Annotated in this window: 19 protein-coding genes; 10 read left to right on the forward strand and 9 right to left on the reverse strand. The window is 34.7% G+C overall.

Annotated elements, in window-relative coordinates; all coding sequences use genetic code 11:
* Window positions 1-140 precede the first annotated feature (140 nt).
* The gene (locus tag HNP35_RS08700) at window positions 141-974 is read left to right on the forward strand and encodes a hypothetical protein (RefSeq protein ID WP_184160403.1); all 834 of its coding nucleotides are present in this window, start codon (window positions 141-143) and stop codon (window positions 972-974) included.
* Complete coding sequence (locus tag HNP35_RS08705) at window positions 961-1,734, forward strand: methylamine utilization protein MauJ (RefSeq protein ID WP_184160405.1); 774 nt, start codon at window positions 961-963, stop codon at window positions 1,732-1,734. Before HNP35_RS08700 ends, HNP35_RS08705 begins: the two co-directional genes overlap by 14 nt.
* Here HNP35_RS08705 and HNP35_RS08710 read toward each other — a convergent pair.
* The 9 genes from HNP35_RS08710 to HNP35_RS08750 form a co-directional block, all read right to left on the reverse strand.
* Window positions 1,720-2,601, reverse strand: a complete 882-nt coding sequence (locus HNP35_RS08710; RefSeq protein ID WP_184160407.1) for an ORF6N domain-containing protein — start codon at window positions 2,599-2,601, stop codon at window positions 1,720-1,722. The two genes, HNP35_RS08705 and HNP35_RS08710, sit on opposite strands and share 15 nt — an antisense overlap.
* A complete protein-coding gene (locus HNP35_RS08715) occupies window positions 2,601-4,685 on the reverse strand; it encodes a type IA DNA topoisomerase (protein WP_184160409.1) in 2,085 nt (694 codons plus the stop codon). The genes HNP35_RS08710 and HNP35_RS08715 overlap by 1 nt, the downstream gene beginning before the upstream one ends.
* Before the next feature lie 19 nt (window positions 4,686-4,704).
* Window positions 4,705-6,168 carry a DUF3945 domain-containing protein gene (locus HNP35_RS08720; RefSeq protein ID WP_184160411.1) on the reverse strand — a complete coding sequence of 488 codons (1,464 nt, stop codon included), beginning with the start codon at window positions 6,166-6,168 and terminating at the stop codon, window positions 4,705-4,707.
* Window positions 6,169-6,251: 83 nt separating this feature from the next.
* Window positions 6,252-6,560 carry a helix-turn-helix domain-containing protein gene (locus HNP35_RS08725; protein WP_184160413.1) on the reverse strand — a complete coding sequence of 103 codons (309 nt, stop codon included), beginning with the start codon at window positions 6,558-6,560 and terminating at the stop codon, window positions 6,252-6,254.
* A 25-nt stretch (window positions 6,561-6,585) separates the two neighbouring features.
* On the reverse strand, window positions 6,586-6,939 hold the full coding sequence (locus tag HNP35_RS08730) for a helix-turn-helix domain-containing protein (protein ID WP_184160415.1): 354 nt from the start codon (window positions 6,937-6,939) through the stop codon (window positions 6,586-6,588).
* A gap of 238 nt (window positions 6,940-7,177) precedes the next feature.
* The gene (locus HNP35_RS08735) at window positions 7,178-8,023 is read right to left on the reverse strand and encodes an RteC domain-containing protein (RefSeq protein ID WP_184160417.1); all 846 of its coding nucleotides are present in this window, start codon (window positions 8,021-8,023) and stop codon (window positions 7,178-7,180) included.
* 115 nt (window positions 8,024-8,138) lie between these two features.
* Complete coding sequence (locus HNP35_RS08740; RefSeq protein ID WP_184160419.1) at window positions 8,139-8,987, reverse strand: RteC domain-containing protein; 849 nt, start codon at window positions 8,985-8,987, stop codon at window positions 8,139-8,141.
* 183 nt (window positions 8,988-9,170) lie between these two features.
* Window positions 9,171-10,511: a chromate efflux transporter gene (gene chrA, locus HNP35_RS08745; protein WP_184160421.1), complete on the reverse strand. Its 1,341-nt coding sequence runs from the start codon at window positions 10,509-10,511 to the stop codon at window positions 9,171-9,173.
* A gap of 145 nt (window positions 10,512-10,656) precedes the next feature.
* Entirely contained in the window at window positions 10,657-11,121 is a 465-nt protein-coding gene (locus tag HNP35_RS08750) for an HvfX family Cu-binding RiPP maturation protein (RefSeq protein WP_184160423.1), read from the reverse strand.
* A 386-nt stretch (window positions 11,122-11,507) separates the two neighbouring features.
* On the opposite strand from HNP35_RS08750, the gene HNP35_RS08755 reads away from it, so the two are divergent.
* From HNP35_RS08755 to msrA, 8 genes are all read left to right on the forward strand, one after another.
* Entirely contained in the window at window positions 11,508-12,812 is a 1,305-nt protein-coding gene (locus HNP35_RS08755; protein WP_184160425.1) for a spondin domain-containing protein, read from the forward strand.
* A 44-nt stretch (window positions 12,813-12,856) separates the two neighbouring features.
* Window positions 12,857-13,393 carry a carboxymuconolactone decarboxylase family protein gene (locus tag HNP35_RS08760; protein ID WP_184160427.1) on the forward strand — a complete coding sequence of 179 codons (537 nt, stop codon included), beginning with the start codon at window positions 12,857-12,859 and terminating at the stop codon, window positions 13,391-13,393.
* Window positions 13,394-13,397: 4 nt separating this feature from the next.
* Window positions 13,398-14,087: a peroxiredoxin-like family protein gene (locus HNP35_RS08765; protein WP_221433434.1), complete on the forward strand. Its 690-nt coding sequence runs from the start codon at window positions 13,398-13,400 to the stop codon at window positions 14,085-14,087.
* An 11-nt stretch (window positions 14,088-14,098) separates the two neighbouring features.
* Window positions 14,099-14,566: a thioredoxin family protein gene (locus HNP35_RS08770; protein ID WP_184160429.1), complete on the forward strand. Its 468-nt coding sequence runs from the start codon at window positions 14,099-14,101 to the stop codon at window positions 14,564-14,566.
* Window positions 14,567-14,577: 11 nt separating this feature from the next.
* Window positions 14,578-15,342 carry an SDR family oxidoreductase gene (locus HNP35_RS08775; RefSeq protein WP_184160431.1) on the forward strand — a complete coding sequence of 255 codons (765 nt, stop codon included), beginning with the start codon at window positions 14,578-14,580 and terminating at the stop codon, window positions 15,340-15,342.
* Window positions 15,343-15,474: 132 nt separating this feature from the next.
* Window positions 15,475-16,335: a helix-turn-helix domain-containing protein gene (locus tag HNP35_RS08780; protein WP_184160433.1), complete on the forward strand. Its 861-nt coding sequence runs from the start codon at window positions 15,475-15,477 to the stop codon at window positions 16,333-16,335.
* 1 nt (window position 16,336) lies between these two features.
* Window positions 16,337-16,876 carry a carboxymuconolactone decarboxylase family protein gene (locus tag HNP35_RS08785; RefSeq protein ID WP_184160435.1) on the forward strand — a complete coding sequence of 180 codons (540 nt, stop codon included), beginning with the start codon at window positions 16,337-16,339 and terminating at the stop codon, window positions 16,874-16,876.
* On the forward strand, window positions 16,873-17,550 hold the full coding sequence (msrA, locus tag HNP35_RS08790; RefSeq protein ID WP_246453407.1) for a peptide-methionine (S)-S-oxide reductase MsrA: 678 nt from the start codon (window positions 16,873-16,875) through the stop codon (window positions 17,548-17,550). Before HNP35_RS08785 ends, msrA begins: the two co-directional genes overlap by 4 nt.
* The last annotated feature ends 37 nt before the right edge of the window (window positions 17,551-17,587 follow it).

A 17,587-nucleotide genomic window follows, 5' to 3' on the forward strand; every position in this document is an offset into this window, starting at 1 on the left:
TTACAGATATGGAATGGTTTGGCCTTGAAAGGTAGGGTTTGACGTAAAACACGAGACGTCGGGAAATATTTTGTATTTTTAGTTTCTCGAACTTGACAGAAAATAAGTTCTGATTTAATTCTCTAAATATTATATGAATAATGAGTAATCTAATTGAAAAGAAATTCCAACTCACTGAAGTACTAGTAAAGACAACTTATCAGATTGCAATTTCAAAGGAGAATTCTTTTGAATCAAAGCCATTGGCGTTTGGCGCAGGTTTTTTTATAAACTATAAAAACAATTTATTCTTTGTTACCGCTGACCATAACATTCATATCGAAGATCATGAAATAAATGCAAGAACCGGGGTCGATAATTTTGTAGGTATATTTAATAATATAAGCAACAAGGAGAACTTTTCTACTGTAATGACTCCAATAGGGGGCTTTTATTATATGGAGAGTTTTGATATTTCAAAGAAGGATTTAAATTTTCAACTAATTGATGTTGCCGTCAGTTTAGTTGACAACACCAAATTCGAGGCTCCATTCTTAACTGATGAAGGCTTTAGGGACGAAAACGGTAATTTTTTGGTGGCTCCACACGAACAAAAATTTGAGTTTTTGGATCAGCACATTGTAGAGCCCACGTTAGAAGATACTTATTATGTTTATGGAAAGATAAAACCTACGTTTAAGGGGCTTTTCCTACATAGAGAAAACACATTCAAGAATAATTTAAAATATATAGATACCTATGGTCGATATATGCTTTTAAACACCGAAGAAGAAATTACTGATTCGGAGGACTGGGCTGGTCTTAGCGGTTCTCCAGTTTTAAATCAAAATTTACAATGCATCGGGGTTTTATGTTCAGTAAATGCTGGTACTAAATCAGTTTTCGTTAAACCATTTAGTGAAATCACACCTTTATTTGACACTATTATTTTAGAGAACCAATTCAAAAAAGAGAGGAAGAATGAGAGTATTTAATGTTGAATTATTAGTATATGGATCGGTTTTGATAAAAAGGGCAATAGATTTTAGTACGGAGAAAGAACTTGATCTTGGAAATATTTTTCAAAGCGACATTTCGATAAGACCTAGTAAACAAGGATTTCTAATATCCACTACGGTGTTTACCGCAGATCAGGACCGTGCATATAAGGTCGCATTACTTTTTGTAGGTAAAATGCTTGATATTTTAGCGATGAGAACAAATTCTCCCCTAAATGTTAGCTTAAATGAATATAGGCAAATTGAGGGGGGAAATAATATTAGAGCAGTTATTGACAGAGCAGAATTTATTTATTGCTTTAGGATAGCACGCGATCTAAATTTAAACGAAAATAGGCTTTTGAGGGCGTTTAGTTGGTATAGAAAGGGATTATATACAGAAGACCCATTCGATAAGTTTTTAGCATTGTGGAATGCCATTAGCGTTGTTGCAGATGGCTACTGCAATGACAATGAAAGAACAAGACAGGGTATAATTAATAAAATATGGGATTGTTTTATTACTCTTTGGGGTGAATGTGTGGACTGGCAATTTATAGACGGGGATGAAAGATGGATTAATGATAATAATGACATACGTAATAAAATTGCTCACGGCGGAATTACTGTAGATGTTCAGTATGTTGAAAATGTAATCAGCAAACTTCCTATTGTGCAAAATGTAGCTTATAAATTTCTAAGCCAGTGGTCTGAAAGATTGGGGAACAATATCTTAATAGACTTAAATGCCGTTTAGAAGCTGTAACATTCTCCCAACCTCAATATCCATTTTTGAAAATGCAAACCACTTTTTACCCAGGTCTTTTAATGATGCTCCGATATGGTACAATTCTAGTCCATCAATAATTATAAAGCGATCATGGGCCTGAGTGAAAAGATGGATATCAATAGTCGGATATTGAGTATTGTAACGCTGTAAATCTAATTGTAGCTGATTATTGATATTCTTAGTATAAATTGTTGCGGTTACCGATGGCTTACGCTTACCTAGTAATGTTAGTACAGTGTCGTCAACATAATTGTCAATGAGAATAATCGAATGATTAGCACTTCTCACAATATCAGAAATAAAAGTGTAAGCATCGAAAACTTGCCCGTTGTAAAAAATACCTCCTTCGCTTTGAAGTTTATCGCTTTCCAATATCTTAAAGATTTCTTCGAATTTTTGATCCGTATCAAGTTGCTTTAATTCAATTCTATCCAAGCGATCAAAAAGAGGGGAATTGCTAATTAACACCCTTCGCATCTCTACAAAAGCTTCCATAATTTGTACACTTACCTTAATAGCAATTTCAGATCGTAGAACGGCAGAAGCCATTGCTACTCCTGATTCAGAAAAAGCCATTGGTAAATAACGTCTACCGCCGTGATTTAAACTTGAGGTGCCAAATTGGAACCTCAAGTTTTGAACTTCTTCTTCAGTCAATTGGAAACAGAATGATTCAGGAAATCTTTCAATGTTTCGTTTTACAGCCCGATTGAGATTCTTTGTTTCTACCTGATACAAGGCTGCTAAATCACTGTCTAGCATCAGCTGTTTACCACGTATGTTATATATTAGATTCCTGATCTCCTGGGAACTAATCATAGTTTTATTATCCATTATTTTTTAGAGCTTTTATTGTTCACAAATTCAAATGAGCTTTCTGATTTCTCATTTAGTATGATATAGGCATCAAACTTCTTTCCTGCCTTACTTTTCATTCCTTTGATGAGCGAAGTTTTTCCTTTATTGATAAGGCTTTCTATATCGCCTATACTGATTTGTACATCACACACATTACGGAACTGCAACCAATTGCAAGTATCATCAGGGCATTTAACAATCTTATCTTTAATTACAAGCTCCTTGCACTTACATTTTGGACAGATAAGCTTTGGTAAATTGGTTTGAACAATAACTGACTGTAACAGTTCCTGAGTTATGGTTGTGGCATAGGTTTCCATTTTAATTTGAAAATTACCAGCATCACTTTCGTTATTCTCTATTTGTTGTAAAGCCAATTCCCATTCTGCAGTCATTGACACATCAGCAATTTTTTTGTCTTTAACTAATTCATAAACTTGTAATCCTTTTTCGGTTGGAATTAAAGATTTTTTATCCCTTTGAATATAATGACGGGTGAACAAAGTTTCTATAATTGATGCCCTTGTAGCTGGGGTACCGATACCGATATTTTGCAATGCTTTGCGTTCATCTTCATTCTCGATTTCCTTTCCTGCAGATTCCATAGCTGATAAAAGTCCGGCCTCGGTATATAGCACTGGTGGCTTTGTTTTCTTTTCCAGAACAGATGCTTCCTTGATTTTAAGTTCATCACCTTTTTTCAGTACCGGTATATCCTTTAACGGCTCTATATCTTCATCTGTGAAGCTACCTTTTATACCACGCCAGCCAACTTCAATGATTTTACAACCCTTTGCTGTAAAATCATAATGCAATGTTTGCAACCCTATATCTGTGATCTCTTTAACACATGCTTGAGATAAAGCTTCCAATAATCGAAAGGCAATCATATCATACACCGCGTTTTCCTTTGCTGATAGTGCCGAAGGGATTTTGTCAGTAATCAGCAATCCATGATGGTCAGTAACTCGTAAATCGTTAACGATACGCTTACTAAATCTTCCCCATTTCATTTTAGTTACAGCCTGCTTACAATTTTCTCTATCTTGCAATGCTCTTACCAAGTTAGGTATTTCAGACCATACGTCTTCTGGTATATATTTACTTCCTGTTCGTGGATAAGTGATAAACTTCTTTTCATACAGACTTTGAGCAATATTTAGTGTTTTATCAGCAGAAAGGTTGAGCTTTTTGTTAGCTTCTTTTTGAAGACCTGTGAGATCAAATAATAAAGGAGGTTGTTCGGTAATATTTTTATTTTCAACAGATGTGACCTCAACGATACCGGATCTTTCAATTGATTTCAAGACTTCATCTGCGCTGTTTTTATCTTCCCATCTTATTTTAGAAAGGCTTTTAAAATCAATGGATTCTTTATGGTGTAACAATTCTATCTGCAAATACTTCTGTACTGAAAAGTTCTTATTGTCCAAGTAACGCTTGCATATTAAAGCTAATGTAGGTGTTTGTACTCTGCCAAGTGAGTAGACACCACTTCCAGCAGCTATACTTAAAGCTTGGGTAGCATTGATTCCTACCAACCAATCTGCACGGCTTCTGCCTTGTGCTGCATGATATAACCCGTCGAATTCTTTTCCTTCTTTTAGATTTTCAAAACCATTTTTAATAGCTTTTTCAGTCAACGAGCTAATCCAAAGGCGTTCAAAGGGCTTATTGCATTTCAAATATTCATAAATATAACGGAATATGAGTTCACCTTCACGACCTGCATCAGTAGCTACTACAATACTTTCACTCAGTTTTATTACTTGCTCTATGACCTTTAGTTGCTTTAATGCACCTGTGTCAACTGTATAATGCTTATCTTTCTTTACTTTTCGGACAGTAAGCACAAAGGGATTTGGAAGTATTGGCAAAGATGCCTTGTCAAATCCAGTAATTTGGTAATCTTCGGGCATTCCCAACGCTATCAAATGACCAAAAGCCCAGGTAACAAAATAGCCATTACCTGTAAGGTAACCTTCCTTTTTCTCTGTGGCTCCCAACAAGCTTGCTATTTCTCTCGCTACACTGGGCTTTTCTGCTATTACTACTTTCATATTAACCAGTCTTTAGTTGTTATCTTTTTACTCCTTTAGATTTAGAAGGATTTTTCGGCTGTTCTTGTTGCTCTTGTTGTTTCTTACTATCGGGGCTTTTCTGTCCGGATTTCAAGGGCTCCTTAATATGCTTAGTTGCCTCGTTCGTTTTACCTTCTGAGTTAACCGCTGTTTGTGTTTTATGGGCTTCAGTTGGTTTAGCTTGTTCTTTTAGCTTATTTGGATTTTGAAAAGAAAAATCTATTTTTCCTACTTCCTTATTAAAGGTGATATAGCCATTATATTCTTTACCTTTCTTGTCAACTAATCCACTTAAATAAACAGTCTGACCATCCTTGAATTTATTGTATTGGTCATCGTCCAACTCTTTACCTCTAAATTTTCTCGGAACTTCTCGCACCTCATTTTGTTGATTAGTTTGGCCGAGGCTCTGCATTTGTTGATTAGACCCACTTCGATCAAAATGAAACTCGACATAACGTTTATCTGCATTAAACTGTACAGTAGCATTGAACTCTGCGCCTTTCTTAGAAATCATTCCTTCTATGTAAAGTGGCTTTCCTTCCGCTAGAGTTTGTTTTTGTCCATCATCAAGTTTAACTCCTTTTATTTCATCAGGAATTTTGATTTTATCGGTTCTCAATGCAACCAGTTCGTTAGTAAGTCTATCCACACTAATTATTGATGGAATAGTTTCACCTGTTTTAGGATTAGTCAGATTTACTACACGTCCCATATTACCTATTTGAAGCAAATTATTTTTATCTTCTTCGGTAAACTTGTGACCAAAAAACTCAAAGTTCAAGTTGGGTTCCTTACGAATACCATGGATCGCTACTACTACTTGTCCATCGTCATTTACCTGAAGTGATAATCTGGCATCCATTCTAGTAACGGCAGTACCAAGATTAAGACTGACAGGTACAAGTTCATTCGTTTTGTAACCTTTCAGCAAAGGATCAAGTAGATTCATCTTTTCGAGTTTATCCTTACTCAAACCGAGATTGTTCATTGTTTCCCAATCAATCTGCTCCGGTTTATAGCGATATTCGTTAGTTTCCGGTGTTGCTTGTGTTGTTTCCATATTATTTTGATTTACTTGTTTTTCTTCCTGTTGTGATTCTATTTTTACTTCATGGTTTTTCATCAATTGTTTCCCTTCAGGCGTAGGATTAATAACCTGCTGCTGCATGGCACTAGCGGTATCAATTGCTAAAGGTGCAGGTACTTTGAAAAAGGAAAAATTGGTCGGATTTTTCAACTGGCTAAAAAAGTTTGAAAAAAAATTGGAGAAGAAATCACCACTTTTGTCCACGCGCATAAACTGATTCTGATTTTTCTTTGTTGGTTCTACCGTTTCCATGTTTCCTTTTTCATCAATACTTTTTACCGCCTGGATTTTCTTTTTGTCCCTATCCAGTACTAATAGTATATCAGATAATTGATCAGGACTTTCTTGCTTATCTAAAGTTTGTTGAGTCATGTTCTAAAAATTTATAGTTCAAAACCGAAAGTAAAGGAATCATACATCGTTTTGCGCTAAATGGCTCTTGAAGGCCGCGTTTGTCACTTATTGGCTGTCAACTTAGGTAAAGGAGCAGTAAAGCTTTCTCTTATGAACTGGTGTACATCAGATAATTTATAATATAGTTTTCCGCTAATGGTGTAGTATGGTAGTTTTCCTACGGAACGATACCGTTGCAAAGAGCGATTACTAATTTTAAGCATTTGAAGAAGATCCTGATTATCCAGTAATTCTTCTCCATCAATACTATTACGTTTCTTTTGTAAATCATCCATATGGTCGCCAAGGATGTCAAGACGATCCATAATACGCTCCATCCAAGCTATAAACTCGATTCGATCAATATTCATAAGGATATATTTTTATTGGTTCATACTATTTTTTATCAGACTTTAACTTTCTGCCTTTTTCCACGTAGCTTTTGCCTTTATCAATAAGTTCTTTTAAATACTCATTACTGGTCTGTACTGCATTAGCATTTAACATATCCTTAATGGCTCCAATTGTATAGAAATATTGTCCATAGATTTTTGAATAGGCCAGATCACCGTTAGTTCTCATTCGCCAAAGTGTTTTTTCGCTTACATGCAGGTATTGGCATACTTCATGGTTGTTTAGCCATAAATCATCATAATTATGATCTTCTCGTTTTCGTACCGAGTCTGCAATTGCATTAATATCATTATTAAGCTTTTGCCAGATTTCTTCATCAATAGTTATAATTTTCATTCTGCGATTTTTAAGATTGCTATACAAAATTGATACACATCAATGATTTAATTTGCCAATCTATGCCAATTGGTTTTGCATTTATTTTCATATGTATAATTATAAATTAAATCCAGTTTCCTTCCTCAGAACGACTTTCCACTTAATCCAGAGATAGTATCTGCCAATTGGCATTAGGCATAAAAAAAAGCAATACGTTTCTGTATTGCTTTTTTTATTATCCTTAAATAAATACTATTTAAGGTTCTTTGTCCATATATTCTTCCAAAGAGTTTTTAAGATGATCAAGAAATATTGTTCTTGACCCAGCACGAGTCTTCATCCTATGAAAAGCATGGTGAAGATCATTTATAGGAATCCTAAACAAAGCTTGAAAAACTGAACCGATTTTCCTTGCACTTATTTTTCCATGCGATAGTACTCCTGATGCATAAAGGGCGTATATTAATTCAACAAGGGCTGATTTACTATCTGTCCAAAGAAGATCTTTTGAATTATACGAGTTTTTAAACTTATGATGAAGCTCGTCCTTCTGATTTATTTTTGATAATAAATATGAGTATAGGAATTCATTCGCGATAATTCTTGCTACTTTATAGTCGTAATATGTAGAAAAATTAGATTCTACTTCAAAAACAAAACTATTTAGGCCATCATGAATATTAATTTTTCCCAGTCGAAAGTATGTATCATCGTTATCAGTTCTTCCAGATCGGTAATACCTATAAAAATTTGAGTTTGAAATGTGATTTTTATATTCTTGCTTGAGCAATCTAAACTCGTTCAAATAATACCTAAAATACATTTTTCCACTACTGACTGGACACCCCGTCTCAATTCTAAAAATTTTATTATAATAAATTAGTTTACCTAAGATTTCTGGTTTAACTATTTTAAAAAAGTCAATTTCATCTTGTATACTAACAAAACCCTGTTGTATTATTTCTGCTTTAAGTTCAACCAAAAGTTCCTGTAAAAACAGTACCATCTTATAGGCCTCATCAAAAGCGGGTAAAGATTCTAAGCCTAATTTATTCTCCATACTTAGTACCTTATTTCTAATTGTAAAAACATTGTTTATCATAATTATAGAGTTGTTTTTAGACAAAATTTATAATTAAAAACAAATATTTATCCCCATATTGGGATATACTGGGAAAAATAAATTTTATAAACTATAGGAAATAGTATGGAGTATTTTAAAATTTTCTATCTTCTTCAGACTCGATCTTCTTTAATAAAGATTCTCTGATCTCGTCCAAAAATTTTGTTTTATTAATCTTTCTGTGTTTTATTTCGATGAATGTATGATAGAAATCTCCTAGGCTAAGCCCAAAGATATTTTCTGTTTCATTGACGATAGTTTTAAGGTCTATTTTTTTGTTATCAAAAGAACCATTCGCATGTAGTGCATAAATTAATTCAATTAATGCTGATTTACTGCTGGACCATACTAACTTACTTTTTTGATTCTGTAGACCTTCAGGACTTTTAGAAATATAATTAAGTTCTTTCAATTTATTCTCTAAAAACACAAGCAGTAAATCATTCGAAATAATTTTGGCTAATTTATAATCCAATGGTGTTGTAAACTCATTATCTATGTGTAGATGGTACATCTCAACCGGAAAATCTATACTATATTCTTTCCGAACAAAATACTCATGATCAAATTTCACCTCATTGTTTCTGAAGTAACCATAAAATGATAGGTTTTCAGTTAAAAACCTCCTTATGTAGAAAATTTCTTTGTTAATGTATTTCTTTTGTTTTTTAAGATTATTCAATGGCAAGTTCACCGAAATTCGATAGATCGAATTATAGTAAATCAACTTTGCAACGAATTGAGGTTTAATATGTTTAAAAAAATAAATTTCCTCATTAATATCTTTAAATCCATTTTTGAGAACTATGCTTCTTACATCTCTAAGTTTAGAAACAATGAGGTTTATTTTTTCTTCCAGCTCAATTAAGCTACTTTCATATTCGCTGTCGGAATAAGTTGTATCGTGTAAGTCTTTAATTAACTCTCTATAGTATTTATTCACTGTTCTTCCGATTTTTAAATGAGAAACGTTCGATCTTGCCGATCAACCAAGAAACCTCTGCTCTTTAGATAATATTAATGAGAAACCAATAAAAGCAAAGCAGGTATATTTGAAGCTGTTTCAAGTATAACTCCTATATAGTTACACTTGGGCGGACTGATCTTTAAATTTCAAAAAGCTAACTTATAATCCTATAAAATATTTCAGCAGTCCAAATAGAAGGCTTAAAACTATAAGATAGATCATACTTAGCTTAAATCTGTACAGCAGTATCAAGGATAGTACCACCCAAATTAATGAGAGGACATTAATGTTTAAATAGCTTACTGCATGGTTATGAAATAAAATATCTTCACCTAAATAAAAGGCCAGATTTATTATTACACCCACCACGGCCGCTGTAACTAATGATAGCACGCTTTTTATTAGAAGATTGTCTTGACTCCTTTCAATAAGAGGGGCTCCCATAAAAATAAGAATGAAGTTTGGCAAAAAGGTGAAATACCCCGCCACTAATAACCCGATAACTCCCATAATTAATGACCCATCAAAATGATTAAACCCTGCCATAAAACCAATGTAAGCTAATACGATTACCAACGGGCCGGGTGTAGTTTCTGCTAGCGCAAAACCATCAATCATCTGCGTTTTGGTCAGCCACATAACTTTATTGGTCACTACATTTGCTACATAGGGAATAACAGTGTACGACCCTCCAATTGTAAAAAAAGCTGCTTTAGTGAATAATAAGGATGAGCTTTTCCAAAAATCTGAATCATTTAAAAAGTTTATGACCACCAAAAAAGGCACAAGCCATAAGCCAATAAAAACTATTGCTTGCATTCCCAATTTCTTTAATGAGATCTTTGGGTTGCTCTGATTAGAATTAATGTAGAAAAGATCTTCAGATATTCGTTCTTCATTTTTTTGTTGAAGCCTATCTTTAGGAAGTAAGAAATTAGGGACAGTTAGATAAATTAAGATACCCATACCAATAATGCCAAAGATTATAAATGGCATTGGGATTTTAAAAAAATAAGATAGCACAAATGCTAGAGCTGCTATGAAGAAATGAAATGGAGTTATTAATGCTTTTTTACCTACTTTCCATGTTGCAAATAAAATGATGGCTAACACTGCAGGCTTTAGCCCATTGAATATTGAGGTCAATAGTGAAGTATTCCCATAACGAGCATAAATAATACTGAGTCCTAATAAAATTAACATGGACGGGAGAATAAAAAATAATCCTGCCACAATGCCTCCTTTTTTCCCATGAAGTTTCCAACCCAAATAAATGGCTAATTGATGTGCTTCTGGTCCAGGGAGTACCATACATGCGTTTAAGGCATGGTAAAACTTACTATTGCTTACCCATTTTTTTTTCTCGACTAAGAAGTCGTGCATTATTGTAATATGTCCTGTAGTACCTCCAAAGCTAATCCATCCTAAAATGAACCAGAATTTTATGGCTTCTGAAAATAGTGGTTTTACAGGTGTCTTTTCATCTATTACTTTTTGCATCTATTTTTTTGGTTTTTAAATGAACCAGACGGCCCATTAAGAAGTTAAACACGATATGATATTAATTTGGAATCAGAATATTCATTCCGATTCCAAATATACAAAAACACAAACTGGTTCTTTATTTTGATACCTAAAACATGTATTAGTTATTTAGTTTTTTCTTAGAGTTGGATATGAAATTATCCACTGAATATTGACCTCCTCCCGTCAATATCAAACTCAATAACCCAGCAATGTATATGACATTAATTTCATAACCTGGAGGACCAAACTTCGGACCCATTTCAGTTAGCCCTATCGTATTTACCGAACTAAAGCCATAATTAATATGGATAGTAAACATCGCGACTAACATCGTAATTAATAGAGGGATTGAAATAAACCTTGTATACAGTCCGATTAAAACTGCTATACCCCCCAGTAATTCCAAATAAGGAACAAATTGCGCATTCAAATGAGCAAAAGGTACACCAACTAAAGTTAATAGTTTTTCAAAACCACCAGTACCTCTGCTTATTTTAGCCCAACCGTGGACAATGAAGCCAATACCTATAGCCACTCTCAAAAATAATGGTGCTAATTCGTAATAGGACTTAATTTTTTTCATTTTTCAATTGTTAAATGTTAATATTCTAATTCATTATTTTTCTCCAGAAAATCTTAATCTCAACTTGGAAAACGAGATCACCTGTAATAGTTTTCAAAGGTAAAACTGACATTGGAATTTGTTGATGACAGAATTTCCCGAAGAGATGACAATTATTCCCTCTGTCAAAAAAGCATTAATTAGATCATATCCTAATTATTAAGAATATACAAATACTTAATGAAAGGCTTAAATGAAAAAATACATCTTCTGCAATGTATTTCGAATTGAAAATTAGAAAGAAAAATCATATTCGGGAAAAACTGTCATGTTCTTGGGAAAAACTGACATCGATCGCAACAGGTGTTCATGGTAATTTTGCTTTATAATTTTAAAACAAGATTTGTATGAAACGAAAATCACTAGGCATGCTTTCAATATTAGGTATAACATTATTATTAGCGGCATGTAGTAAAAATGAGGATGAAATGGATAATATGATTACATCCAATAGCATCACCATTCAAAATGTACTGGATTCAAAAACACTTGTAGAATCGGGTACTTTCAAAAACACAGGAGCATCTCCATTAATTATGCCTGGAGAATCAGTATCTTTTCAATTCTCGGCGGGTAAAGGTCAGGCGATATCATTTGCAACGATGTATGGCTGGTCAAATGATTTATTTTTTGCACCGGAGAACCCTGGTATAAATCTTTACAAAGCAGATGGAACACCAATTGAAGGCGATGTGTCTGCTCAAATTAAACTTTGGGATAACGGAACTAGAATTAATCAACATCCAGGTGCGTCTGTAACACATCCAGGGGTTGCTGAAACCAGTACTAAAAACATTAAAGAGGTTAACGGCTCTGACGATCAAGGAAATACTTATGCGCCAGCTAAAGATCTACTAAATGCCACACTGCATTATGACGGTAATTCCCTTTTTACTCTGACAATAAAAAATACATCTGGTAGTACAACTAATCCTACACCGTTTAGTCCAGGCGTATGGGCTATATCTTATATAGCAGGAGGCAATCTTTTGAATTCAAAAATTCTTTTTGAATCTGGTAAGCCAACAGCAAATGGACTGACCAATCTTTCAGAAATGGGCGATAACAGTCTTATCGGTAACTATGTAAAGGAACAAACTGGAATTTTTACACCATTATCCCCAGTTCTTGTGGTTGTTTATAATGGAATAGAAAACCCGATATATACATTGGGGCAAAAAGATGCAGGGAAAGGTTTGAAAAAACTAGCACAAATGGGAAATGCCTCAGACCTTGCTGATTACCTGAAAACCGCTAAAGGTGTTAAAAATGTTTACGTATTAAGTGCCGAAGGAAGTACTGTGTTGTTACCAAAAATTGGTAATCAAGAAGGTAGTAAAGTATCACAAAAACTTGACGTATCTAAAGGAGATCGAATCGCAATTGCGACTATGTACGGTTTATCGAATGACTGGTTCTTTGCTTCAAAAGGAAATGGTGTAGATGCAATGTTAAAAGGTGATATTTCAAATACCATCGGTCTATTTGACAATGGAACGGCAGTAAATCAATTTCCGGGTGCAAGTATAACCCAATTTAATCTAGCTGGAACTCCAATCGCAGAAGATAAAAATATTGAGGAGGTTCCTAATCCGAATGCGTTCACAACATTGCCATCAATACCAAATATAATCAAAGTAACACTACAGTAAGCAGATACTGTAGTACAATTATTCATTTATAAAATTTAGAAAAAATGGAAAATCAATTCAGTCTTTTAAATAAAGAGCAATTATCATCAAAGAACAGAGAAGTCTTTGAAAAAATGGAAAAAAACTTTGGTAAAGTTCCAAATTTATACAACGTTATTGCATACTCAGAACATGCGTTGGATGCGTACATAAAGCTTGAAGAAACACCAAATTCATTCACTCCAAAAGAGGTTGAAGCAGTGAACTTAGTCGTAAGCCAAGTAAATCAGTGTTTGTACTGTTTAAGTGCACATACCATAATTGCCCGCACAACAGGAATTACAGAAGAAGATTCGCGAGAAATTAGATTGGGTAAATTCTCAGCAGAAGAGAAAATTGACGCATTGGTAAAATTAACGGAACAAATCACCTTGAATAGAGGTCATGTCAATGACAATGCATTAGAAAAATTCTTCGAAGTGGGTTACACAAAAGAAAATCTGGTTGATCTGATATTACTTATTGGAGACAGAACGATCAGTAATCTACTATATGCAGTAACACAGGTGCCTATCGATTTCCCAATTGCAAAATCAGTTTAAAAACATGAATAAGATAGCAAAAAAAATCACTGCATTGATGGGATGTTTGTCCCTGTTAATGTTAGGGCAAACTGTTAATGCCCAAGAGAAAAAGATGGCTATGCAAGAAGGGATGAAAATGGAGCATATGGAAATGACAGCATCTATGATTCCTCAAAAAGCAGAAGATATCAGTCCGTTGTTAGCTGGAGAAAAAATTCCAATGGCCATGTTACTGGATCAAAATGGAAAAATGGTTGATTTAAATAAGCTAGTTGCGGAAAAACCCACCATATTGATCTTCTACCGTGGTGGCTGGTGTCCTTACTGCTCAAAACAGTTAGCAGGTCTGGAGGAAATCGCTGCGGATCTGAACAAGATCGGGTATCAGTTATTGGCTGTTAGTACCGACAAGCCAGATGGGCTAATGGAATCCGCGCAAAAAGAAAATTTGAAATATACTTTACTGTCAGATGCGGATGTATCAGTTGCGAAAAAATTCGGTATTGCATTTAAAGCACCAAAAGGATACTGGGATTTATTACCGAAATCAAGTGGTGGTAAAAACACAGAATTATTATTACCAGTGCCATCCGTATTTATACTGGATCGTAAAGGGAAAATAAATTTTGAATACATCAATCCGGATATAACGCAAAGACTGAAACCACAGCTTTTGAAAGTAGTTGCGGAAACTATTATTAACGATTTATAAAAAAGAAGAAGATGAAAAGTTTAAGATTAATACTGCCAATGGCAATTGCGTTTTTCTTACTGACCGCTTTAGGAAATATGGCTATGGCGCAACAGATGTCTAAAAAGCATATGGATACTATGGCCAAAGAGATCAAATTTTCTGACGGTAAGTGGAAAGACATTGCAGCAATGGCAAAAAAGAATAAAAAATATGTGTTTGTTGATGCCTATACCACATGGTGCGGACCATGTAAGCTGCTTAAATCACAAACGTTTAGAGAGAAAGAGGTGATCAGTTTCTTTAATAAAAACTTCATTAATGTATCCGTAGATATGGAGAAAGGTGAAGGTTTGACATTAGCCCAGACCTGGGATGTAACTGCCTACCCTACATTATTGTTCTTTAATCCTGAAGGAAAGCTTATTATGAAGCATTTGGGATTTGTAGATGGAGCAAGACTTATCGAAATTGGAAAACAATCATTAGCAAAAATGTAAAACTAGAACAGATGGGCAATTGGGATTTGAACAATAAACGTGCTTTAGTGACAGGTGGAACTAAAGGAATTGGGAAAGCGACGGTAATTGAGTTGGCTGAATTAGGAGCTCAGGTATTATTTACTGGAAGAGATGAGAAAACCGTAGAACTGGTAGAACAGGAACTGCGAGCATTGGGGCATCAGGTTTTTGGATTAAAAGCCGATGTGACAAGCACAGATCATCGTCATAAAGTGAAGGATTGGATTGACAGCAGATGGAAATCACTGGATATTTTAGTAAATAATGCCGGAATAAATATTCGGAAACCAACATTAGACTACCTGGAGAGTGAATACAGACAGTTGTTGGAGGTAAACCTAATTGCACCATTTGAATTATCTAGGTTACTACATCAATATTTAAAGGGGACCACTGTGGGAGTGGTGATTAATGTGGCTTCAGTAGCGGGCATCATGGATGCCCGCACAGGGGCTCCTTACGGAATTTCAAAAAGTGGTTTAATTCATTTAGGACGAAGTTTGGCAAATGAATGGGCTACAGATAACATAAGAGTAAATACAGTATCACCTTGGTTTACCAGAACACCAGCAACAGAAAGTGTGCTGACAAATCAAGAAAAACTTGAAAAAATTATTTCAAGAACGCCCTTAGGGAGAGTTGCTAATGACAAGGAAATAGCTTCAGTTATCGCTTTTTTAGCGATGGATAAGGCTTCATTTGTAAATGGACAAAATATTGTCGTTGATGGAGGTGCTTCGGCTGCAATTTTGTAAATTTAGTATAACGCAATGAATTTCAGCCCCAATAGCTACCCCTAGAATGAAAAGATACTATAGATAGATCTTTTAATAAGTCAAAAGTTCCACATAGTAACTGAAAATAATATTAAATACAAATTATAAACAATGTTAAGCGAATATAAAGATAATACACTGGCTCAGTTCTCGATGCATGTCAATTGTAATCTGTTTAAAGGTCCAGGTTTAACGAAACCGAGTAAGCCGATAAATACCTTTGTCTACAATAAGGGGCAAGAGCAATCGGTGAAGATAGATGAAATTACATACACCATGCCTGCCGGTTCAATTTTGCCACTAGTGGCGAATCAAAATTTTGTATTCGAACACCCAGACCGTCTTGTCGCCTGGCAATTTAACAGAGAGTTTTATTGTATTGTAGATCATGATGCAGAGGTGGGATGTGTTGGTTTTTTATTTTATGGCATTGAGCATCCGATGTTTATTCAGCTGAATCAAGCTGAAATTGATGAAATGGAACAATTGCAAAAAATGTTCAGCTTAGAGTGGCCTTCCAAAGATAATTTTCAGGGAGAGATGCTTAGGACATTACTCAAATATCTCATCATAAAGGTAACTAGAACGGCTAAACTACAGAATGATAGCTACCAAAAGTTCTCTGATGAAAAGATGGATATTGTTCGAAAATTCTCACTACTGCTTGAAGAGAAATTTAAAACCCAGCACGGAGTCAAATATTATGCTGAACAACTTAACAAATCACCCAAGACATTAAGTAACATATTTGCGATCTTGGGTCAGCCATCTCCTTCCAAAATTATCCACACAAGGGTCATACTGGAAGCTAAGAGATACTTACACTATACTGATAAAACAGCAAAGGAAATTGCTTACGAAATCGGTTTTGAGAGTCCCGCACATTTTAGTCGTTTCTTTAAACTCCAAACAGGATTAAGCATATCCGAATTTAAAGAAATAAAGCTTCAAAAAAATAAAACGAAGGAATAAAATGATAACGATAGATATACCCAACGGAGAAGATTTAGACACAGAAAACAAAAATTTCTGGTTGTATTTCAAAGAGCGATTAGGAAGGGTGCCAAATCTATATGCATCGATGATGCATTCAAAAAATGCACTCAGTAATTATTATCAATTTCATACGAGAATGGTATCACTTACCAAGAAGGAAACAGAAGCTATTATGTTAGTTGTTTCTGAGGAGAACCAATCCTTGTATTGTTTAAGTGCACACACGATGATTGGTAAGTTAAATGGATTCAGCGATGAGCAGATCATGCAGATACGTCAAGGTCAAGTGAAATTTGACCATAAATTAAATGTATTGGTAAGTTTTGTTAAAGGCGTGATCACAGGTAAAGAAAAAGAGCTAAATCTTCTGGAAAACTGTTTCAATGTTGGATACAGTCAGGAAAACATTATAGATATACTGCATATTATAGGTGACAGCTATATTACAAATTACACAACTAAAGTTTTTAACGTTCCTATAGACTTTCCTATAGCGGAAAAAATGAATCAGCCATGAAAGCAAGAATTAGCTATAAATATATGATTGGCATATTTGCCATTATCCTGGGTTTTTCAGTAGCTGTAAACGCCCAAAAAAAAGACGGTAGTGTACAGAGTGGTGGAAACCCCAAATCCAAAAGACTGAAGATGGACAAAAATAAGGTGGATACAGCAACATTTGCCGCAGGCTGTTTCTGGTGTGTGGAGGAACAATTCAAAATGCTAAAAGGGGTTATTTCAGTGACTTCTGGTTTTACAGGCGGACATGTAGAAAATCCATCATATAAAGATGTGACCACAGGAATCACAGGACATGCTGAAGCCTGCAATATTGTGTACGATCCAACTAAAATAAGTTATAAAGAACTTTTACAAGCGTTTTTTGTAGCACATGACCCGACTCAGCTTAACCGTCAGGGAGAAGATATCGGTACGCAGTACCGATCGGCGATATTCTACCATAATGAGGAACAAAAGAAAGAAGCACAGTTTTATATTTCAAGGCTGGATACAGAAAAGGCATACCAGAAAAAAATAGTTACAGAAGTGAGCCCATTCAAAAAATTCTATAAAGCAGAGGATTATCATCAGAATTACTACGAAAATAATGCTAAGGTTCCGTATTGTCAGCTGATTATAAAACCGAAGGTAGAGAAATTTAAAAAGGCTTTCGCTGGAAAATTAAAATAAAGGATATGAAAAACATCATCAACAGTTTAGCTATTAT

The sequence above is a fragment of the Flavobacterium notoginsengisoli genome (assembly GCF_014207905.1).
Taxonomy (GTDB): Bacteria; Bacteroidota; Bacteroidia; order Flavobacteriales; family Flavobacteriaceae; genus Flavobacterium; species Flavobacterium notoginsengisoli_A.